17 protein-coding genes are annotated in these 19,781 nt (G+C 74.7%); 8 read left to right on the top strand and 9 right to left on the bottom strand.

From position 1 onward, the window contains the following. Positions 1-3: 3 nt before the first annotated feature. Positions 4-816: a hypothetical protein gene (locus OG764_RS28115; RefSeq protein WP_328971217.1), complete on the bottom strand. Its 813-nt coding sequence runs from the start codon at positions 814-816 to the stop codon at positions 4-6. A 126-nt stretch (positions 817-942) separates the two neighbouring features. On the opposite strand from OG764_RS28115, the gene OG764_RS28110 reads away from it, so the two are divergent. Beyond that, complete coding sequence (locus OG764_RS28110; protein WP_328971216.1) at positions 943-2,145, top strand: amino acid deaminase/aldolase; 1,203 nt, start codon at positions 943-945, stop codon at positions 2,143-2,145. A 43-nt stretch (positions 2,146-2,188) separates the two neighbouring features. On the opposite strand, the gene OG764_RS28105 is transcribed toward OG764_RS28110, so the two are convergent. From OG764_RS28105 to OG764_RS28090, 4 genes are all read right to left on the bottom strand, one after another. Then, positions 2,189-3,484: a haloacid dehalogenase-like hydrolase gene (locus OG764_RS28105; protein WP_328971215.1), complete on the bottom strand. Its 1,296-nt coding sequence runs from the start codon at positions 3,482-3,484 to the stop codon at positions 2,189-2,191. A gap of 267 nt (positions 3,485-3,751) precedes the next feature. After that, entirely contained in the window at positions 3,752-4,543 is a 792-nt protein-coding gene (locus tag OG764_RS28100; RefSeq protein ID WP_328971214.1) for a 3-oxoacyl-ACP reductase, read from the bottom strand. Positions 4,544-4,548: 5 nt separating this feature from the next. Continuing rightward, positions 4,549-5,916: an aldehyde dehydrogenase family protein gene (locus OG764_RS28095; protein ID WP_328971213.1), complete on the bottom strand. Its 1,368-nt coding sequence runs from the start codon at positions 5,914-5,916 to the stop codon at positions 4,549-4,551. An 8-nt stretch (positions 5,917-5,924) separates the two neighbouring features. Further along, entirely contained in the window at positions 5,925-7,298 is a 1,374-nt protein-coding gene (locus OG764_RS28090) for a glutamine synthetase family protein (protein ID WP_328971212.1), read from the bottom strand. A gap of 38 nt (positions 7,299-7,336) precedes the next feature. Here OG764_RS28090 and OG764_RS28085 point away from each other — a divergent pair, with 38 nt between their 5' ends. The 3 genes from OG764_RS28085 (at position 7,337) to OG764_RS28075 (ending at position 10,720) form a co-directional block, all read left to right on the top strand. Beyond that, complete coding sequence (locus OG764_RS28085) at positions 7,337-8,122, top strand: FadR/GntR family transcriptional regulator (RefSeq protein WP_443056074.1); 786 nt, start codon at positions 7,337-7,339, stop codon at positions 8,120-8,122. Positions 8,123-8,304: 182 nt separating this feature from the next. Next, positions 8,305-9,804 carry an ethanolamine permease gene (gene eat, locus OG764_RS28080; RefSeq protein WP_328971211.1) on the top strand — a complete coding sequence of 500 codons (1,500 nt, stop codon included), beginning with the start codon at positions 8,305-8,307 and terminating at the stop codon, positions 9,802-9,804. Between the two features lie 214 nt (positions 9,805-10,018). Next, entirely contained in the window at positions 10,019-10,720 is a 702-nt protein-coding gene (locus tag OG764_RS28075) for a gamma-glutamyl-gamma-aminobutyrate hydrolase family protein (RefSeq protein ID WP_328971210.1), read from the top strand. A 437-nt stretch (positions 10,721-11,157) separates the two neighbouring features. On the opposite strand, the gene OG764_RS28070 is transcribed toward OG764_RS28075, so the two are convergent. After that, a complete protein-coding gene (locus tag OG764_RS28070; RefSeq protein WP_328973206.1) occupies positions 11,158-12,075 on the bottom strand; it encodes a LysR family transcriptional regulator in 918 nt (305 codons plus the stop codon). A gap of 79 nt (positions 12,076-12,154) precedes the next feature. Between OG764_RS28070 and OG764_RS28065 the strand changes: the two genes are divergently transcribed. Next, positions 12,155-13,297, top strand: coding sequence for a TDT family transporter (locus OG764_RS28065; RefSeq protein WP_328971209.1), 1,143 nt, complete (start codon positions 12,155-12,157; stop codon positions 13,295-13,297). 739 nt (positions 13,298-14,036) lie between these two features. Here OG764_RS28065 and OG764_RS28060 read toward each other — a convergent pair. Beyond that, complete coding sequence (locus OG764_RS28060; RefSeq protein WP_328971208.1) at positions 14,037-14,750, bottom strand: helical backbone metal receptor; 714 nt, start codon at positions 14,748-14,750, stop codon at positions 14,037-14,039. After that, positions 14,750-15,361 (bottom strand): helix-turn-helix domain-containing protein, encoded by a 612-nt coding sequence (locus OG764_RS28055; protein ID WP_328971207.1) that lies wholly within the window; start codon positions 15,359-15,361, stop codon positions 14,750-14,752. Before OG764_RS28055 ends, OG764_RS28060 begins: the two co-directional genes overlap by 1 nt. Positions 15,362-15,537: 176 nt before the next feature. Here OG764_RS28055 and OG764_RS28050 point away from each other — a divergent pair, with 176 nt between their 5' ends. The 3 genes from OG764_RS28050 (at position 15,538) to OG764_RS28040 (ending at position 18,923) form a co-directional block, all read left to right on the top strand. Next, the gene (locus tag OG764_RS28050; RefSeq protein ID WP_328973205.1) at positions 15,538-16,443 is read left to right on the top strand and encodes a 5'-3' exonuclease; all 906 of its coding nucleotides are present in this window, start codon (positions 15,538-15,540) and stop codon (positions 16,441-16,443) included. A 92-nt stretch (positions 16,444-16,535) separates the two neighbouring features. Beyond that, the gene (locus OG764_RS28045) at positions 16,536-17,375 is read left to right on the top strand and encodes a siderophore-interacting protein (RefSeq protein ID WP_328971206.1); all 840 of its coding nucleotides are present in this window, start codon (positions 16,536-16,538) and stop codon (positions 17,373-17,375) included. 615 nt (positions 17,376-17,990) lie between these two features. Beyond that, the gene (locus OG764_RS28040) at positions 17,991-18,923 is read left to right on the top strand and encodes a pseudouridine synthase (RefSeq protein WP_328971205.1); all 933 of its coding nucleotides are present in this window, start codon (positions 17,991-17,993) and stop codon (positions 18,921-18,923) included. A 123-nt stretch (positions 18,924-19,046) separates the two neighbouring features. Here the strand turns inward: OG764_RS28040 and OG764_RS28035 are convergent, their stop codons facing one another. Next, on the bottom strand, positions 19,047-19,685 hold the full coding sequence (locus OG764_RS28035; protein ID WP_328971204.1) for a TetR/AcrR family transcriptional regulator: 639 nt from the start codon (positions 19,683-19,685) through the stop codon (positions 19,047-19,049). Positions 19,686-19,781 lie beyond the last annotated feature (96 nt).

Genomic DNA, 19,781 nt, shown 5'->3' with positions numbered 1-19,781 from the left:
GGCTCATGGGGCGTCCGCCGGCTGCGGGGCGGGACTGGCGGCGGTGCGTCGCAGGGCGCGTTCCACCCGGTCGGCGACGGCCTGCGCCTCGTGGCCGAGGCCGGCCTGGGCGGTGGCGCTGGTGTCCGCGGCGGCGGTGGCCGAGGCGGCGGGGCGCGGGCGGTCCACGGTGCGGCCGTCGGCGAAGGCGGAGACGGCGTAGACGACGACGGGCGCGTCGGGCAGGACGGACACGGCCCAGCCGGCGCGCTGCCGGTCCGCGAGGCCGTACGCGGGTGGCGGCGGGGCGGTCGGCTCGAAGCGGGTCCGCAGGCCGGTCATGGCGTCCGGGCCGGCGGGGGTGAAGACCATGCCGACGCTGACGACCGAGCTGCGGGTGGCGTCGGTATAGGTGGCGCGCAGCAGCCGGGTGCAGCCGACGGGGGTGAGGGCGCCGGTCCATGCGGCGCCGAGTGCGGGGGCGCAGGGGGCGTCGGGGGCGACGGAGCTGCGGGTCCAGCGGCGGTCGGAGCTGCCGGGTCCGGCGCCGTCGCCGACGAGGACGGGCGGGAAGAGGGTGTCGACGGGCTGTTCGTGCCAGAGGGCCGCGGCGCGGTTCCAGGCGGCCTGCCCGGCGGGCACTTCCTGCGCCTTGCGCACGGCCCAGGTCCCGGCGACCGCCCCGACGACCAGCCCGCTCCCGAGGATCCAGCACACGGCCGCCCCGGCGCGGGCGCGTCCGCCGCGCGGGCGCGGTGCCGGGTCCGGCGGTGGGGCCGGGCGGGGTGGCGGGTCGGGGTGGGGGCGCGGGTCGGGTGGGTGGTGACTGGCTGTCATGCGGATCCGCCCCCGTCCCGATACCGCGCGTACGCCGGGTACTTTACGGGGCCGCGCCGGGCCGCGTGCCCGGTGCGGGCCGGGGAACCTCTACCCACGGGTAGTGGTATCTGGCACGCTGCGCGCATGACTACCCCCGCCGCCGACCGGGCCCGTTACGACCGGGCCACCGCCCACCTCGACGCGCCGCTCGCGATCGTGGACCTGGAGGCGTTCGACGCCAACGCCGACGACCTGCTACGGCGGGCGGGCGGCAAGCCGGTCCGGGTCGCCAGCAAGTCGGTGCGGTGCCGGGCGCTGTTGGAGCGCGTACTGGCCCGGGACGGCTTCGCCGGCCTGATGTCGTACACGCTCGCCGAGTCGCTGTGGCTGGCCCGCTCCGGTTTCGACGACGTACTGCTCGCGTATCCGTCCGCGGACCGGTCGGCGTTCGCGGAGCTGGCGGGCGATCCGAAGCTCGCGGCGGCCGTGACCGTGATGGTCGACGACGTGGCGCAGCTGGAGCTGATCGACGCGGCCCGGGCGGGCGGCGCCGAGGAGGTCCGGGTGTGCCTCGAACTGGACACCGCGCTGCACCTGTTCGGCGGCCGGGTGCGGGTGGGTGCCCGGCGCTCGCCGCTGCGCGAGCCCGCGCAGCTGGCGGAGCTGGCCCGGGCGGTGGAGCGGCGGCCCGGCTTCCGGGTGGTCGGCCTGATGGGGTACGAGGGGCACGTCGCGGGGGTCGGGGACGCGGTGGCGGGCCGGCCGCTGCGGTCCCGGGCGGTCCGGCTGATGCAGGCGGCCGCGCGCCGGGAGCTGGCGGCGCGGCGGGCCGAGACGGTGCGTGCGGTGCTGGCGGTCGTGGGCGAGCTGGAGTTCGTCAACGGGGGCGGCACCGGCAGTGTGCAGCACACGGCGGCCGAGGACGCGGTGACGGAGATCGCGGCCGGGTCGGGGCTGTACGTGCCGCGGCTGTTCGACAACTACACGTCGTTCCGGGGGCGTCCGGCGGCCCTGTTCGCGCAGCCGGTGGTGCGGCGGCCCGGGGTGGGCGTGGTGACCGTGCTGGGCGGCGGCTATCCGGCGTCGGGGGCGGCGGGCCCGGACCGGCTGCCGCAGCCGTACCTGCCGCAGGGTCTGCGCTACGACCCGCAGGAGGGGGCGGGCGAGGTGCAGACCCCGCTGCTGGGATCCCCGGCGGACGATCTGCTGATCGGTGACCGGGTCTGGTTCCGGCACGCGAAGGCGGGCGAGATGTGCGAGCGCTTCGAGGAGCTGCACCTCGTCGAGGGCGACCGGGTGACGGCCACCGTCCCGACCTACCGGGGCGAGGGGCGCACCTTCCTCTGAGCCGGCCCGGCGTGTGGTCCGCCCTGCGGTCCCGAGCAGCCGGTTAGAACACCGTGTCGAGCTGGTCCGGGATGACGCTGCCGTCCCGGCGGAGCACCGCGCCCGGAGTGCCGTCGGCCCCGGTGTAGCCGGTGGTGGCGCACGGGTACGGGGTCGTCTTCCGCTGCTTGGGTTCGATGAACATGGGGTTCACGATCCAGCGGCCGTCGCCGTTGTCGTACGCCCGGCACATCAGCTCGTTCTTGTTGCGGTTGACGACCAGCCGCAGGGCGGTCGCGTCGCGCAGGAACGACACGTCGGTGTCGGAGTCGCCGGCCGCGAAGACCTGGCGGCGGGCGGCGGGCGCGACCCTCTCGGCGGCGGCGCCCCGCACCCCGAAGATCTCCTTGTTGATCCAGCAGCGCTTGCCGTCGATGTACGTGATCATCGAGTCCTGGCCGTCGCGGACGGTTCCGCAGCCCTTGAGGTGCGGCGTGAACTTCCCGGCGTACGTGGCGACGTTGCGGATGCCGATGACGTGGCGGGCGTCGATGCCGACGCCCTCGGCCCACACCTCGACCACGGGCTGCGGCGAGGCCGAGCTGATCCACACGTCGAACCCGGCGCGCCGGAGGGTGCGGACGAGGTCGCGCTGCTGGTCGTAGTAGCGGACCCAGCCGGTGGCGGTGGCGCTGCCGACCCGCTGCTTGGTGCCGATGGGCGCGGCGAGGTTCTCGGTGCGCGCGGCAGCGGCGAAGGAACGTATCTGCTTCGCGGTCCAGCCGTGCATGAGCTGGGCGAGCCAGGCGTAACCGGGCTCGGTAGTGCGGCGGTTCCAGCCGGCGAAGGCGGGGGCGCCGGCGGTGGTGGCGCCGGTGCCGTAGACGGCGAAGACCTGGTCGGCGCAGGCGGTGCCGGCCGCGGAGCCGGTCGGCAGCGGCGCGCCGGGCGCGGCGAGGGCGCCGCAGGCCCCGGCGAGCGCGCGGGCGGCCGGGGCGGTCAGGTAACGGCTGGTGGTGGACCAGTCACGGCCGGCCGGCTGGCGGATCTTGCCGTTGCGCAGCATCCAGAACATGGTGGCGTCGCCGACGTCGTTCTTGACGACGGTGTTGTCCCAGTCGAAGACGGCGACCGGCTTGGCGCGGCCGGGGCGGTGCGGGTTGCACGTGCCGTACGTGTCGACGAGGCGCTGGAGGCGGGCCTGGTTTCCGCCGTACCAGCCGGCGCCGACCTGCGGGGAGGTGCAGTCGGCGGCGGGCCGGGCGGCCTGGGCGGGGGCGGCCGCGGCGAGGCCGCCCGCGGCGATGGCGAGGGCGGCGGCGACGGCGGGCAGCCCGCGCCGGGTGCTGAACGTGGTCACTCGGGTGGCGCTCCTGTCTGAGGAAGATCGTCACGGAGGCTGGACACGACAGCCGGGCGTCGCGCGACGCCCGGCTGTCGTGGTGGGGGGATCGAGGTGAACCCTCGGGGTCCGGATGGACCCTAGGGGTCCGGGTGAACCCGTGAGGTCCGTGTGAACCCGTGAGGTCCGGATGGACCCGTGAGGTCCGGATGGACCCGTGAGGTCCGGATGGACCCTTGGGCCCCGGCCCCTGGGGATGAGGGCCGGGACCGCGGGTTCCGGGGCCTACAGCGGGGTCACGTAGGCGCCGGAGATGCCGCCGTCGACCAGGAAGTCGGTGGCGTTGATGAAGGAGGAGTCGTCGCTGGCGAGGAAGGCGACGGCGGCCGCGATCTCGGTGGGCTCGGCGAACCGGCCCAGCGGGATGTGCACGAGGCGGCGGGCGGCGCGCTCCGGGTCCTTGGCGAAGAGCTCCTGGAGGAGCGGGGTGTTGACGGGCCCCGGGCACAGGGCGTTGACGCGGATGCCCTCGCGGGCGAACTGCACGCCGAGCTCGCGGGACATCGCGAGCACGCCGCCCTTGGAGGCGGTGTACGAGATCTGCGAGGTGGCGGCGCCCATGATCGCCACGAACGAGGCGGTGTTGATGATCGAGCCGCGGCCCTGGCGCTGCATGTAGGGCAGGGCGGCCTTGCAGCAGAGGTAGACGGAGGTGAGGTTGACGTCCTGGACGCGCCTCCAGGCGTCCAGGCCCGTGGTGAGGATCGAGTCGTCGTCGGGGGGCGAGATGCCCGCGTTGTTGAAGGCGATGTCGACGGAGCCGTAGGTGTCGTAGGCGACCTTGAAGAGGTTCTCGACCTGCTCCTGGTCGGTGACGTCGACCTTGACGAAGGTGCCGCCGACCTCCTCGGCGGCCGCCTTGCCGGCCGTCTCGTCGATGTCGCCGCAGACGACGTGGGCGCCTTCGGAGGCCAGCCGGCGCGCGGTGGCCAGGCCGATGCCGCTGCCGGCGCCGGTGATCACGGCGGTGCGGCCGACGAGGCGGCGGCAGACGATTTCTTCGGTGCGCTCGGTCATGTGGTTCAGGCCTCCGTGCTGATGAAGACGTTCTTGGTTTCCGTGAAGGCGGCGAGGGCGTCGGGGCCGAGCTCGCGGCCGAGTCCCGACTGCTGGTAGCCGCCGAAGGGGGTCCAGTAGCGGACGCTGCTGTGGGAGTTGACGGACAGGTTGCCGGCCCGTACGGCGCGCGAGACGCGCAGGGCGCGGCCCACGTCGCGGGTCCAGAGGGAGCCGGAGAGCCCGTACTCGGTGGCGTTGGCGAGGCGGACGGCGTCCTCCTCGTCCTCGAAGGGCAGGACGACGGCGACCGGCCCGAAGACCTCTTCGGCGGCGACGGGCGCGGTGGCGCAGACACCGGTCACCAGCGTCGGCGGGTACCAGAATCCGGGGCCGTCGGGGGCGCTGCCGCGGACCGCGGTGAGGTCGTCGGTGACGTAGGAGCGGACGCGTTCCAGCTGGGCGCGGGAGATCAGCGGGCCCATCTCGGTCCGCTCGTCGGCGGGGTCGCCGACGACGACCTTCTCGATCGCGGGGGCGAGGCGGGCGAGGAAGTCGTCGTACACGGACCGCTGGACGAGGATCCGGGTGCGGGCGCAGCAGTCCTGGCCGCTGTTGTCGAGGAAGGCCATCGGGGCGGCCGCGGCGGCCGCCTCGAGGTCGGCGTCGGCGAAGACGATGTTGGGACTCTTGCCGCCGAGTTCGAGGGTGACGCGCTTCACCCGGTCGGCGCACTTGGCCATGATCTGCTTGCCGACGCGGGTGGAGCCGGTGAAGACGATCTTCGCGACGCCGGGGTGTTCGACCAGCGCGTCGCCGGCGACCGGGCCGGCGCCGGGCAGCACCTGGAAGAGGTGCTCGGGCAGGCCGGCGGCCAGGGCGAGTTCGGCCAGCCGCAGCGCGGTGAGCGGGGTGGTCTCGGCCGGCTTGAGGATGACGGCGTTGCCCGCGGCGAGGGCCGGGGCGGTGCCCCAGGCGGCGATCGGCATGGGGAAGTTCCAGGGCGCGATCACGCCGATGACGCCGAGGGGTTCGAGGAAGGTGACGTCGAGGCCGCCGGCGACGGGGATCTGGCGGCCGGAGAGGCGCTCCACTCCCCCGGCGGCGAATTCGAGCAGGTCGCGGACGTTGCCGGCCTCCCATCGGGCGTTGCCGATGGTGTGGCCGGCCTCGCGGACCTCCAGCTGCGCGAGTTCCTCGACGTGCTCGTCGACGACCGCGGCGAAGCGGCGCAGCAGCCGGGCCCGGTCGGCGGGGGCCGCGGCGGCCCAGCCGCGCTGGGCGGCGGTGGCGCGGGCGACGGCGGCGTCGACGTCGGCGGCCGTGGCGGCCGGGACGGTGGCCACGACCTCTTCGGTCGCGGGGTTCAGTACCTGGTGTTCGAGCGGGTGCAAGTGGTGCCTCACATGCGTTCGAAGGAGCGGCGCAGTTCCCAGTCGGTCACCGCGGAGTCGTAGGCGTCGAGCTCGACGCGGGCCATGTTGCGGTAGTGGGCCACCACTTCGGGGCCGAACGCGGCCTTGGCGATGGCGCTGTTCTCCCACAGTTCGGCGGCCTCGCGCAGGCTGCCGGGTACGTGCTCGTAGTCGGCGGTGTAGGCGTTGCCGGTACAGGCGGGGGGCAGTTCCAGCCGGTTCTCGATGCCGTACAGACCGGCGGCGACCAGTCCGGCGACGGCCAGGTACGGGTTGACGTCGCCGCCGGGGAGCCGGTTCTCGAAGCGCATCGAGCGGCCGTGGCCGACCACGCGCAGGGCGCAGGTCCGGTTGTCCGCGCCCCAGGCGACGGCGGTGGGCGCGAACGATCCCGGCCGGAAACGCTTGTACGAGTTGATGTTCGGGGCGTAGAGAAGGGAGAAGTCCCGCAGGGCGGCGAGCTGTCCGGCGAGGAAGTGCTGCATGACCGGTGACATGTCGTGCGGCAGGCCGCTGCCGTCGCCCGCCATGACGTTGCGGCCGTCGGCGTCGGCGAGCGAGAGGTGGATGTGGCAGGAGTTGCCCTCGCGCTCGTCGTACTTGGCCATGAAGGTGAGCGACATGCCCTCCTGGGAGGCGATCTCCTTGGCCCCGGTCTTGTAGACGGAGTGCTGGTCGCAGGTGACGAGTGCCTCGTCGTAGCGGAACACGATCTCGTGCTGGCCGAGGTTGCACTCACCCTTGGCCGACTCCACCGTCAGGCCGGCGGCCGCCATCTCGTTGCGGACCCGGCGCAGCAGCGGCTCTACCCGGCCGGTGCCGAGCACCGAGTAGTCGTTGTTGTACTGGTTGGCCGGGGTCAGGCCGCGGTAATTGGCGTCCCAGGCCTGTTCGTAGGTGTCCTTGAAGACGATGAACTCCAGCTCCGTGCCGACCTGGGCGCTCCAGCCGTGCTCGGCGAGGCGGTCCAGCTGGCGGCGCAGGATCTGGCGGGGCGCGGCGACGACGGGGGTGCCGTCGTGCCAGGCGAGGTCCGCCATGATCATCGCGGTGCCGGCGTTCCAGGGGACGCGGCGGAGCGTGGACAGGTCGGGGTGCATGGCGAAGTCGCCGTAGCCCCGGTCCCAGGAGGACATCTCGTATCCGTCGACGGTGTTCATCTCCGCGTCGACGGCGAGCAGGTAATTGCAGCCCTCGGTGCCGTGGGCGAGGACGTCGTCGAGGAAGAACGGTGCGGCGAACCGCTTGCCCTGGAGCCGCCCCTGCATGTCGGGGAAGGCCAGGACGACTGTGTCGATCTCGCCGGCGGCCACGAGGGAGCGGAGCTCCTCGATGCCGAGCGGCGGCGTGCGGTCTACCACGGGATTCTCTCCTTCGGTGCGCCGAGAAGCCATAAGGTATGGGGAACAACCATTGCTTGGGAAGAGGGGAATTCGACGTGGTGAACGAAAAGGCGGCCGACGGGGGCACGGACCGGCTGAACCCGGTGCTGCGACAGGTGCGCGCGGGCAACGGTTTCGAGGAGGCGCTGGAGCAGATCCTGCAGGTGGTCCGGCTCGGCCTGGTCCCCGGCGGCGAACGGCTGCCGCCGGAGCGCGAGCTGGCCGAACGGATGGGCATCAGCCGGGTCACCCTGCGCGAAGTCCTGAAAGTGCTCCAGGACCAGGGTCTACTGGAGAGCCGCCGCGGCCGGTACGGCGGCACCTTCGTGCTGCCGCGCCCCGACACCCCGGCCGGCGGCGCCGAGGCCGAGCTGCGCCGCCGGGTGGCCGGGGTGGACATCGAGGACGTCCTGCGCTTCCGGGAGGTGCTGGAGGTGGGCGCGGCCGGCCTGTGCGCCGCGCAGGGGCTGGCCGGGGAGGACGCCGCGCGGCTGCGCGAGGCGCTGCGGGCCACGCACGACGCGCCGCTGTCCGACTACCGCCGGCTCGACACGCTCTTCCACCTGACCCTCGCCGAACTGGCCGGATCCCCCACCCTCACCGCGCAGTACGCGGCCGTCCGGGCGACCGTCAACGAGCTGCTGGACTGCATCCCGCTCCTGGTGCGCAACCTCGAACACTCCCAGCAGCAGCACGAGGTCCTGGTCGAGGCGGTGCTGGAACGCGACGCGGAGGCGGCCCGCGAGGTGATGCGCGAGCACTGCTGCGGCACGGCGGCCCTGCTGCGCGGCTTCCTGGCGTGAGCCGCGCGGGGCGGCCCCCGAGGCAGCGGGCGAACCCGCGGGCGCGGCGGGCGTGAGGATTCCGTAACCGCCGTTTAACGCGCGGGTCTTGCGCATGGCCGGATCCTGCCGCAAAGGTATGCGCCTAAACCTTTGCCGGGGTACGGTCCACCCCGGGCAAGCCCCCCGAGGCAGGAGCGCACATGGCCGAGTACGCAGACAACCCCGCACCCGTGCCCGTATCCGCACCGCCCGCACCCGCAGCACCGCCGGGAGCCGACACCGCCGCCGGAGCCGATGCGGCCTATCTGGAGCGCCGCACCCTGCGCCGCGGCAGCGCGGGCTGGCTGCTGCTCACCGGCCTCGGCGTCGCGTACGTCGTCTCCGGCGACTTCTCCGGCTGGAACCTGGGCCTGGCCAAGGGCGGCTTCGGCGGCCTCGCCATCGCCACCGCCCTGATGGGCGCCATGTACGCCTGTCTGGTGTTCTCCCTCGCCGAGCTGTCGGCGATCCTGCCCACGGCCGGCGGCGGCTACGGCTTCGCCCGGCGCGCGTTGGGCACCTGGGGCGGCTTCCTGACCGGCACCGCGATCCTCATCGAGTACATCCTGGCCCCCGCCGCGATCGTCATCTTCATCGGCGACTACGTGGAGTCCCTCGGCCTGTTCGGCCTGACCAGCAGCTGGCCGGTCTACCTGGTCTGCTTCGCGCTGTTCATCGGCATCCACCTGTGGGGCGTCGGCGAGGCCCTGCGCTTCAGCCTCGTCGTCACCGCCATAGCGGTGGCCGCGCTGCTGATCTTCGCCGTGGGCGCCTTCACCGAGTTCAGCGCGGCCGGCCTCGACGACATCCCCGTCGACACGGCCGCCACCGGCGCGAGTTCCTGGCTGCCCTTCGGCGTCCTCGGCATCTGGGCCGCCTTCCCCTTCGGCATGTGGTTCTTCCTCGGGGTCGAGGGCGTCCCGCTGGCCGCGGAGGAGGCCCAGGACCCGGTGCGCTCCATGCCGAAGGCGCTGTCGATCTCCATGGGCATCCTGGTGCTCCTCGCGGTCGTCACCTTCCTCGCGGCGACCGGCGCCCAGGGCGCGAACGCCGTCAAGGACGCCGGCAACCCGCTCGTCGTGGCCCTCGAAGGGGACGGCGACCCGACCGCGCTCAGCCGCTTCGTCAACTACGCGGGCCTGGCCGGGCTCGTGGCCTCCTTCTTCTCGCTCATCTACGCCGGTTCCCGCCAGCTGTTCGCCCTCTCCCGGGCCGGCTACCTGCCCCGCTTCCTGTCCCTGACCAGCCGCCGCAAGGCCCCGTACCTGGGCCTGCTGATCCCCGGCGCGCTCGGCTTCGCGCTCGCCGCGGGCACCGGCAACGGCGCCCGCATGCTGAACATCGCGGTGTTCGGCGCGACGATCTCGTACGCCCTGATGGCGCTCTCGCACATCGTGCTGCGGCGGCGCGAACCGGACCTGGCCCGGCCGTACCGCACCCCCGGCGGCATCGCGACCTCCTCGGCGGCCTTCGTGCTGGCGCTGTCGGCGCTCGTCGCCACCTTCCTGGTGGACAAGGACGCGGCATTCATCGCAGTCGCCGTGTACGCCGTCGCCCTGGCCTACTTCGCGTTCTACAGTCGGCACCGCCTGGTGGCTTCGGCCCCCGAGGAGGAATTCGCCGCCCTGGCCGCAGCCGAAGCCGAACTCACCCGCGACTGAGCCGGCGCCCCGGGGCGGGGCAAGCCCCCGGCCTCACCCCGCCCGCCCATCCCCCCGCCCGTCACCCACGTCCGCCCGCCCCGTCCCCCCGTCACGCACGTCCGCCACTCACGTCCGCCACTCACGTCCGCCACTCACGTCCGTCCCGTCCCCCCGTCACGCACGCCCGCCCGCCCCGCCCGCCCGTCATCACGTCCAGTCGGAGGTCCTCGCTGTGCCCAAGCCGCTCATCGGCATCACCACGTACCTGGAAGCGTCCACCCGCTACGGGCCCTGGGACCTCCCCGCGGCCCTCGCGCCCTCCGGGTACCACGAGCTCGTCCAGGCGTCCGGCGGCACCGCGGTGCTGCTCCCGCCCGACGAACCCGAGGTGGCGCCCGAGGTGCTGGACCGGCTGGACGGCCTGGTCGTCGCGGGCGGCCCGGACGTGGATCCGTCCCGCTACGGAGCGGCCCGCGACCCGCGCACCGGACCCGAGGCGCCCGAGCGCGACGCGTGGGAGCTGGCCCTGGTACGCGCCGCCCTGGCGGGCGGCACCGTGCCCGTCCTGGGCGTCTGCCGTGGCATGCAGGTGCTGAACGTCGCCCTCGGCGGCACCCTCGTCCAGCACATCGACGACCACGCGGCAGGGCCGGGCGTGATGGGCATGCACCCGGTCCGGCCGGTGGCGGGCACCCGCTACGGGGGCCTCGCCCCCGAGGACACCGAGGTCCCCACCTATCACCACCAGGCGGTGGACCGCCTCGGCGCCGGGCTCGTCGTCTCGGCGTGGGCCGTCGACGGCACGGTCGAGGCCGTGGAGCTGCCCGGCGAGCAGTGGGTACTGGGGGTTCAGTGGCACCCGGAGCGGGGCGCGGACACCCGCGTCATGCGCTCCCTGATCAACGCCTGCCGCCTCCCCACCCCCGTCGGCTGACCCACGCCCGTCAGCCCCGCCGGCTGCCCGCGGGGCAACCTCCTGCCCCGGCGGCAACCTCCCGCTTCGGCGGCAACTTCCAGCCCCGCCGGCGCTTGAGGAGCGGGTCCGGGCGGAGCCCGGCAACCCCGTCGCACCCCCCAGCCCCTCCGGCGCTTGAGGAGCGGGCCCGGGCGGAGCCCGGTGCCCGGCGCCAGCCGGGTTGTCTTGGGGCTCCGCCCCAAACCCCGCGCCTCAAACGCCGGCGAGGCTGAATTTCCCGCACGCAGCACCGACAAGCCCGGGGGTTGCGCCCCGGCAAGGCTGGATCGGCCCGCTCAGGCCGAGGTCCGCCTCAAACGCCGGCAAGGCCGGCGGGGGGGCGCCCAGCGCGTCGGCGAGGCTGGAGGTTGCCGGCCAGGCGGGGCGCGCCGTGAGGGCGGTGGTGGGGTGCGGGGTCAGGCGGGACTGCGGGTGAGGGAGAGGAGGTCGCGGGCAGGGCCCGCGGGCCGGACCGCGGCCGGCCAGACGGCCCGCAGCGCCCGATCCAGCGACGCCCCGGCCACCGGCACCGCCACCAACTGCCGAGCCGCCAGCTCGGCGACAAGCGCCAGCTCACTGAGCACGCACGGCCCCACCCCCCTCAGCGCCGCCGCCTTCACCGCGGTCGTCGACGCCAGTTCCATCAGCGGCGCGGCCAGCCCCCCGTGCGCCGCCAGCGCCGCGTCGAGCACCTGCCGGGTGCCCGAACCCCGCTCGCGCAGGATCAGCGGGGTCGCGGCCAGCTCCGCGGGCGGCAGTTCGCCGCGCCGCCGCGCCCACGGGTGCCCGGGAGCCACCGCCACGACCAACCGGTCGCGGGCGATCACCGCCGAGTCCAGCCCGTCGGGCACCGCCGGCCCCTCCACGAACCCGAGGTCGGCCTCGTGCGCGAGGACCCGTTCGGCGACGGCCGCCGAGTTCTCCGCGTACAGCGACACCGCGGTTCCCGGCCGCTCGGCGCGCAGCGCCACCAGCCAGCCCGGGAGCAGGTACTCGGCGATCGTCATGCTCGCCGCGACCCGCAGCCGCGAGTCCCGCCGCCCCCGCAGCGCCTGGGCCGCCGCGTCGAACGCCTCCGCCGCGTCCACGACCGCCCGCGCCCAGTCCGTGACCAGCGCGCCCTCCGCCGTCAGGGTGGAGCCCCGCGGCGACCGGTCGACGAGCGCCACCCCGAGCCGTACCTCCATCGTGCGGATCCGGCTGCTCGCCGCCGGCTGGGTGATGCCCAGCTGCCGGGCCGCCGCCCCGAGGCTGCCCAGGCGGGCCACGGCCAGCAGCAGCTCCAGGGCGCCGAGGTCGGGCACCCGGTGGGCGAGGGGAAGGTCCGGCACCATACTGCTCATAAGTCCAGTTTATGGGGCCATAGGAAGATCACCTCTACTCGGCGGCCGCCGCCGGGCAGAGGCTGGGTGCATGGCCCCCCTCGCACAGCTCGAACCCCGCACCCGGTCCCCCCGGACCACCCGTACCGCCCCCGCCCCCGATCCCGTACGCCGCTTCCCGGCGCTGCGCCACCTCGGCCCCAACTGGTACGCCTCCGTCATGGGCACGGCGATCATCGCCAACGCGGGTGCCACCCTCCCGTTCCAGTTCACCGGTCTGCGAGTGGCCTGCCAGATCGTCTGGGCGCTGTCCGCCCTCGCCCTCGCCGTCCTGCTGACGGCCCGCGCCGGCCACTGGCTGCACCACCGCGACCAGGCCCGCGCCCACCTCCTGGACCCCGCCGTCGCCCCCTTCTACGGCTGCCTGGCCATGGCGCTGCTCGCCGTCGGCGGCGGCACCCTCATCGTCGGCAAGGACCTCATCGGCACCACCGCCGCGGTCGCCGTGGACACCGTGCTGTTCACCGCGGGCACCGCGATCGGGCTGGCCGCCGCCGTGACCGTCCCCTTCCTGATGGTCACCCGGCACCAGCTGGAGGCCTCCTCGGCGACCCCCGTGTGGCTGCTGCCCGTGGTCGCGCCCATGGTCTCGGCCGCGCTCGGCCCGCTGCTCATACCCCACCTGGCCGCCGGCCAGGCCCGCGAGGCGATGCTGCTCGCCTGCTACGCGATGTTCGGGATCAGCCTGCTGGCGACCCTGCTGATGCTGCCCCTGATCTTCGGGCGGCTGGTCGTCAGCGGCCCCCTGCCCCTGCCCCTGACCCCCACCCTGTTCCTGGTGCTGGGCCCCATGGGCCAGTCGGTGACCGCCGTCAACCAGCTCGCCGACCAGGCCCCCACCGCCATCTCCGGCCCCTACGCGGACGGCCTGAGCGCCTTCGCCGTCGTCTACGGGGTGCCCGTCATCGGCTTCGCCCTGCTGTGGCTGGCCCTGGCCGTGGCCATGGTGGTCCGCGCCGCCCGCTCGGGCATGGGCTTCGCGATGACCTGGTGGGCGTTCACGTTCCCCATCGGGACCTGTGTGACCGGAGCGGAGGGGCTGGCGCGGCACACGGGTCTGATCGCCTTCGAGTGGCTGGCCGTGGGTCTCTTCGCGGTCCTGGTCGCCGCCTGGCTCGCCGCCGCCGCCCACACCCTCCGCGGCCTCACCACCGGCCGCCTCCTCGCCGGCTGACCTCGGGCGCGTCCGGCCCCGCCGGTGCCCTCGCGGCAACTCCCAGCCTCGCCGGTGCCCTGGCGGGCAATCCCCAGCCTCGCCGACCCCCAGGCTGCAATCCCCAGCCTCGCCCACCCCCAGGCTGCAACCCCCAGCCTCGCCCACCCCCAGGCTGCAACCCCCAGCCTCGCCCACCCCCAGGCTGCAACCCCCAGCCTCGCCCACCCCCAGGCTGCAACCCCCAGCCTCGCCCACCCCGGGGGTGCAATCCCCAGCCTCGCCGGCGTTTGAGGCGCGGGGTTTGGGGCGGAGCCCCAAGACTGCAACCCGGCTCCGCCGGGTACCGGGCTCCGCCCGGACCGCGCCTCAAACGCCGGCGAGGCTGTTTTCGCCCCGGGCACCGGCGAGGCTGGAGGTCGCACCGCAAGGCGTCGGCGCGGCCGAAGAGCCGGCAGGGGCTCGGGCGCGGCGAGGGGCCGGCAGGGACGCGGGCGCGGCCGGCTAGTTCGAGCCGGTCGGGGCCGGCTCCAGGTTCCACGCTTCGTGGGGAACCCCCTCAAGCGGCGTGGCCGAAGGCACCGGCACCGGCCCGGCACCGGAGCAGCCCGCCGTCAGCAACACGGCACCGAGAACCACGGCAAGAAGTCGTCCAGAACGCATGCCCGCAGGCTACGCGCCCCACCCACCCCGGCACCCCGGCGGGCCCGCCCGGCCCGGCCCGCCCGGCCCGGCCCACCCGGCCCCCGGCCCGCCCCGCTCAGCGGGCCGTCCGCAGCGCGCCGGTCAGGACCGCGGCCGCGTCCGCCAGCGAAGGCCCGTACCAGGTCAGGTGGCGCCCGCTGACCAGCGCGGCCGGTACCCCGGGGAAGGCCTCGGGCCCGTCGTCCGCCGAGAAGGCGTACGGCTCGTCCGGCAGGACCACCAGATCGCACCCCTCGGCCGCGGCCCGCGCGGACGCCACCCGCGGGTACCGCTCGGCGTGCCCCGCGTACACGTTCCGTACCCCCAGCCGCGCCAGCAGGTCCCCCGCGAACGTGTCCCGGCCCAGCACCATCCACGGCCGCCGCCACACCGGCACGACCGCCGACCACTCCCCCGCCGGGCGGACGGCCGCCCACGCCGCTTCCGCCTCGTCCAGCCAGCGCGGACGGGCCAGCCCGCAGCCGGCGACCAGTACCCGTTCCAGTTCCCGGAAGGCCTGCGGCAGGTCGCGCACCTCGGTGACGAGCACGTCCAGCCCGGCGGCCCGCAGCGCGTCGAGGTCGGGCGCCCGGTTCTCCTCCTCGTTGGCGATCACGAGGTCGGGGCGCAGCGCGGTGACGGCGGCGACGTCGGGGTTCTTGGTGCCGCCGATCCGCGCGACCGCCAGGCCCTCGGGGTGGCTGCACCAGTCGGTGGCGCCGACGAGCAGCCCGGGGGCGGTCACCGCGACCGCCTCCGTGAGCGAGGGCACCAGGGAGACGACCCGCATCAGCGGCCGGGGGGCTCGGGCGTCGCGTCGATGTGGTCGCCGACGGCGACGACCAGGATCCGGGTGTCCTCCGTGGCGGCCCGCCAGCGGTGCCGCACCCCGCCGGAGAGGAACAGCGAGTCGCCGCTCTCCAGCCGGTAGGCCCGTCCCTCGGCCTCGACCTGGCAGGCGCCGGCGACCACGTACATCAGTTCGTCGTTGCGGTGCCGGTACTCGCGGCCGGCGTCCTGCTCCCCGGTGAACTCCATGGCGTGCAACTGGTGGTGGCCGCGGACCAGCGGCCGCACCCCGGCGGCGGGCGAGAGCCCCGGTACGTCGTCGGCGCGCACGAGGTCGACGGTACGGGTGGTGTCGGACGCGGCCAGCAGCTCGACGGCGGTGGTCTCCAGCGCGTCCGCGACCCGTTCGAGGGACCGCATGCTGGGCCGGGCCCGCTCGTTCTCTATCTGGCTGAGGAAGGGGACCGACAGGCCGCTGCGCGCCGACACGGCGGCAAGGGTGAGCTGGAGCGCGCGGCGCCGCTTGCGCACGGCGACGCCGACGCGCAGGGGCTCCCTCGCGTCCTTCTCCCGGTCTTTTTCCTTGTCGTCCCGGTCGGCCGTGTCGTCCATGGCGGGGCTGCCCTCCCCTGGTCCAGGCACATCGGTGTGCTGTAAGCACCTTACGCAGCTTCGGTCCCAGGTTTCTCGCCCACGGCGCAGCCGCGCTACGCCCCCGGTGAACGCCGGTGCCACTCCGGTCACTGTCGGTGGTGTGAGGCATCATCGTCACCGTGACGCGACGCCTGATGCTCCTCGACACCGCCTCCCTCTACTACCGCGCGTACTTCGGCGTCCCGGACTCGGTCCGGGCCCCCGACGGCACCCCGGTCAACGCCGTGCGCGGGCTGCTGGACTTCATCGGGCGGCTGGTGCAGGACCACCGCCCGGACGACCTGGTCGCCTGCATGGACGCGGACTGGCGGCCGCACTGGCGGGTCGAGCTGATCCCGACGTACAAGGCCCACCGGGTGGCCGTGGAGACGGAGACCGGGCCGGACGTGGAGGAGACCCCCGACACGCTCCTGCCGCAGATCCCCGTCATCGAGGCCATGCTGGACGCCTTCGGGATCGCCCGGGTCGGCGTCCCGGCGTACGAGGCGGACGACGTGATCGGCACCATCACGGCCGGGGCGAGCGGCCCGGTGGACATCGTGACGGGCGACCGCGACCTCTACCAGCTGGTCGACGACGCCCGCGGGGTCCGCGTCCTGTACCCCCTCAAGGGCGTCGGCACCCTCCAGCTGACCGACGAGGCGGTGCTCCGCGAGAAGTACGGCGTGGACGGCCCGGGGTACGTGGACCTCGCGCTGCTGCGCGGCGACCCGAGCGACGGGCTGCCGGGCGTGCCCGGCATCGGCGAGAAGACCGCCGCCAAGCTGCTCGACGCGTACGGCGACCTGGCGGGGATCATGGCGGCCGTCGACGATCCGGCGTCGAAGCTGACGCCCTCGCAGCGCAAGAAGCTGGACGGGGCACGGCCGTACGTGGCGGTGGCCCCGACCGTGGTGAGGGTCGCGTCCGACATCGCGCTGCCGCCGTACGACCCCACGCTGCCGCGCGAGCCCGCCGACCCGGCCGCCCTCGACGACCTGGCGCGGCGCTGGGGGCTGGGTGGAGCCGTGGGCAGGCTGGTCTCCACTCTTCGGCACTGAGATGTTAACTTAGGTAAGCCTAAGTCGTTCGGCACCGTCCGGCACCCGCCGTCCCGGTGCGCGGCGGCACTTCAGGGGATCAGGGGAGAACCGTGGCAGAAGGACCCGCCCGCAAGGTCGGCACCGCCGATGTCATCCGCACCGAACAGCTGACGCCGCACATGGTGCGGCTCGTCCTGGGCGGTGACGGACTGGCCGGATTCGGCGCGGGCGAGTTCACCGACCACTACATCAAGATCCTCTTCGCGGCCGAGGGCGCCGTCTACCCGGAGCCCTGGGACCTGGAGCAGATCCGCGCCGCGTTCCCCCGAGAGGAATGGCCGCGCAACCGCGCCTACACGGTGCGCGCCTGGGACCCGGCGCACCGGGAACTGACCGTCGACATCGTCGTCCACGGCGACGAGGGCCTCGGCGGCCCCTGGGCGGCGCGCGTCCAGCCCGGCGAGCGCGTGTACTTCCTCGGCCCCGGCGGCGCGTACGCCCCGGACCCGGCCGCCGACTGGCACCTGCTCGCGGGCGACGAGAGCGCGCTGCCGGCGATCGCCGCCGCCCTGGAGCGCATCCCCGCCGGCGCGACCGTGCACGCCTTCCTGGAGGTCTCCGGGCCCGAGGAGGAACAGAAGATCATCACCGCGGACGGGGTCTCCCCGGTCTGGCTGCACCGCGGCGAGCGGCCGGTCGGCGACCTGCTGCGGGAGGCCGTGACCGCCCTCGACTTCCCCGCCGGCACCCCCCAGGTGTTCGTGCACGGCGAGGCCGGCTTCGTCCGCGAACTCCGCCGCCACCTGCGCGTCGAGCGCACCGTGCCCCGCGAGCGGCTGTCCGTCTCCGGATACTGGCGGCTCGGCCAGACCGATGAGGGCTGGCGCGCGATAAAGCGCGACTGGAACGCCCAGGTAGAAGCCGAACAGGAACCCACCCCGCACCCGTAGCCCCCGGGGCCGCGGCACGCACTCAGCCCCGCCGGCTGCCCGCGGCACGCATTCAGCCCGGCCGGCCGACCAGCGGCGCATTCGTCAGCCTCGCCGGCCGACCAGCGGCACGCATTCAGCCTCGCCGGCCGGCCTGCGGCGCACTCTTCAGCCTCGCCGGCCGACCAGCGGCACGCATTCAGCCTCGCCGGCCGGCCTGCGGCGCACTCGTCAGCCTCGCCGGCGTTTGAGGCGCGGGTCCGGGCAGAGCCCGGTGCCCGGCGGAGCCGGGTTGCAGTCTTGGGGCTCCGCCCCAAACCCCGCGCCTCAAACGCCGGCGAGGCTGGAAATGACCCAGGTGCGTCGCGCCAGGAAGCCGGCCGAGCTGGAGGTTGCCCCCAGGGCGTCGCGCCATGAGGCAGGCCACGCTGGAGGTTGCCCCCAGGGGCGTCGCGCCAGGAGGCCGGCCACGTGCTGGAGGTTGCCCCCAGGGCGTCGCGCCGGGAAGGCCGGCCAAGCTGCGGGTTCGCGGCAGGGCGCCGGCGCGGCCGGATACCGCCAGGCAGCGCCGACCAGGCCGGGGACTGCACCCCAGGGCGTCGGGATCCCCCGCGCCCCGGCGCGTAGGGTGGGGCGGTGAGACGCCGCGCGACCCCACCCCCGTCCCCCCTCCCGCAGCGGGACGGAATCGACCCCGTCCGCCTGCGGCTACCCGCGGACGGCACCTGGGTCACCCTCGGCGGCTACCTCCTCGACCGCTACGCCGACGGCCCCGGCGCCGAAGCGGTCGCCGCGCTCCTCGCCGCCGGCCGGGTGTACGGCGAGGACGGCCGGCCCCGCCGCGCCGAGGACCCGTACGCGCCCGGCGGCTACCTGTGGTTCCACCGCGAGCTGCCCCCCGAGGCACCCGTGCCGTTCGAGGTGTCCGTCGTGTACCGGGACGCGCACCTGGTCGTGGCCGACAAGCCGCACTTCCTCGCCACCACCCCCCGCGGCAGCCACGTCACCCAGACCGTCCTCGCCCGGCTCCGCCGCGACCTCGCCCTGCCCGCCCTCAGCCCCGCCCACCGGCTGGACCGGCTCACCGCCGGGCTGGTCATGTTCACCGTGCGGCCCGAGGACCGCGGCGCCTACCAGGGGCTCTTCCAGAAGAAGGAGATCCTCAAGGAGTACGAGGCCGTGGCCCGCCACGACTCCGCGCTCGCCGCGACCCTGCCGCGCACCGTCCGCAGCCGCATCGAGAAGGTCCGCGGGGTCATCGCCGCCACCGAGGTCCCCGGTCCCGCCAACGCCGAGAGCCTCGTCGAACTCCTCGGACACCGCGGCCCGCTGGCCCGCTACCGGCTCACCCCGCGCACCGGCCGCACCCACCAGCTGCGCGTGCACATGCACGCACTCGGCATCCCGATCCTGGGCGACCCGGTCTACCCCGAGGTCACCGACCCGGCCCCCGACGACTACCGCGACCCGCTGCAACTGCTCGCCCGGCGCCTGGAGTTCACCGACCCGGTGACCGGCCGCGCGCACCGCTTCGAAAGCGCCCGCACCCTCGCGGCCTGGCCCCCGTAACGGGCGCTCCGGGCACCGCCCCACCCGGCCGCTCCGCCACGCCGCGGCGCGCGCTCGCCGCCCGGCCGCCCCGCCCCCAGGCACCGCAACCGGCACACCCGAGCGCGGCGGGTCGGCCCGGTCTCACCCCCGCCGCTCCCCCGCGATCCGCAGCGCCGCGTCCGCCGTCGCCTCCGCGAACGGCACCGGATCACGCCGAGGGTCCGCACCGTGGATCAGGATCACGCCCTCGATCAGCCCGAACACCAGGTCGTTGCGCAGCTCCAGCTCACCCGGCCCGAGCGCCGCCCCGGCCCCGGTCTGCGCCAGCAGCCGCCGGTACGTGCCCTTCAGCTCGCCCCGCATCCGGCGGAAGCCGGCGAACCCGTCCGCCCGCACCTCCGGCAGCAGGTACAGCGCACCGGGATTGTGCGGCCCGCGGCACAGCAGCAGCACGTCCGACCGGCACAGCTCCCACAGCCGCTCCGCCGCCGCCCGGCCCTCCTCGGCCAGCAGCCGGCGCCCCAGCTCCAGCGAGGGCGCCACCGTCGACTCCAGGAGTTCGGCGAGGAGTTCCCGCTTGCCGCCGAAGTAGTGGTACATCGTGGCCTGCCGCAGGCCGGCCCGCTCCGCCACCGCCCGGGTGCTGGTCGCCGCGTACCCGCGGACCGTGAACAGTTCGGCCGCCGCCCCGAGGAGTTCCTCCCGGGGCGACAGCCCGCTCTCCGGCCTCAGCCGGTCCGCCCTCGGGCGACCGACCCGGCGACGACCCGTGGTGCTCATGATCCGATCGTCGCACAGCACCACCGGGCATGATCATGCCCGCAGCGCACATCAGACGGGCCGCCCGCTCGGAGGAAGGTCCGAAAGACGGCCACT

This window comes from Streptomyces sp. NBC_00239, from assembly GCF_036194065.1.
GTDB lineage: Bacteria > Actinomycetota > Actinomycetes > Streptomycetales > Streptomycetaceae > Streptomyces.
Note: the sequence above shows the minus strand (reverse complement) of the source record. Positions and strands in the feature narration are given on the sequence as shown.

Coding starts and splice junctions, on each gene's coding strand:
- OG764_RS28035 (WP_328971204.1), bottom strand. CDS start 19,685: ATGAGCACCACGGGTCGTCGCCGGGTCGGTCGCCCGAGGGCGGACCGG.
- OG764_RS28060 (WP_328971208.1), bottom strand. CDS start 14,750: ATGCGGGTCGTCTCCCTGGTGCCCTCGCTCACGGAGGCGGTCGCGGTG.
- OG764_RS28085 (WP_443056074.1), top strand. CDS start 7,337: ATGGGGAACAACCATTGCTTGGGAAGAGGGGAATTCGACGTGGTGAAC.
- eat (WP_328971211.1), top strand. CDS start 8,305: ATGGCCGAGTACGCAGACAACCCCGCACCCGTGCCCGTATCCGCACCG.
- OG764_RS28055 (WP_328971207.1), bottom strand. CDS start 15,361: ATGGACGACACGGCCGACCGGGACGACAAGGAAAAAGACCGGGAGAAG.
- OG764_RS28100 (WP_328971214.1), bottom strand. CDS start 4,543: ATGACCGAGCGCACCGAAGAAATCGTCTGCCGCCGCCTCGTCGGCCGC.
- OG764_RS28050 (WP_328973205.1), top strand. CDS start 15,538: ATGCTCCTCGACACCGCCTCCCTCTACTACCGCGCGTACTTCGGCGTC.
- OG764_RS28070 (WP_328973206.1), bottom strand. CDS start 12,075: ATGGTGCCGGACCTTCCCCTCGCCCACCGGGTGCCCGACCTCGGCGCC.
- OG764_RS28065 (WP_328971209.1), top strand. CDS start 12,155: ATGGCCCCCCTCGCACAGCTCGAACCCCGCACCCGGTCCCCCCGGACC.
- OG764_RS28110 (WP_328971216.1), top strand. CDS start 943: ATGACTACCCCCGCCGCCGACCGGGCCCGTTACGACCGGGCCACCGCC.
- OG764_RS28115 (WP_328971217.1), bottom strand. CDS start 816: ATGACAGCCAGTCACCACCCACCCGACCCGCGCCCCCACCCCGACCCG.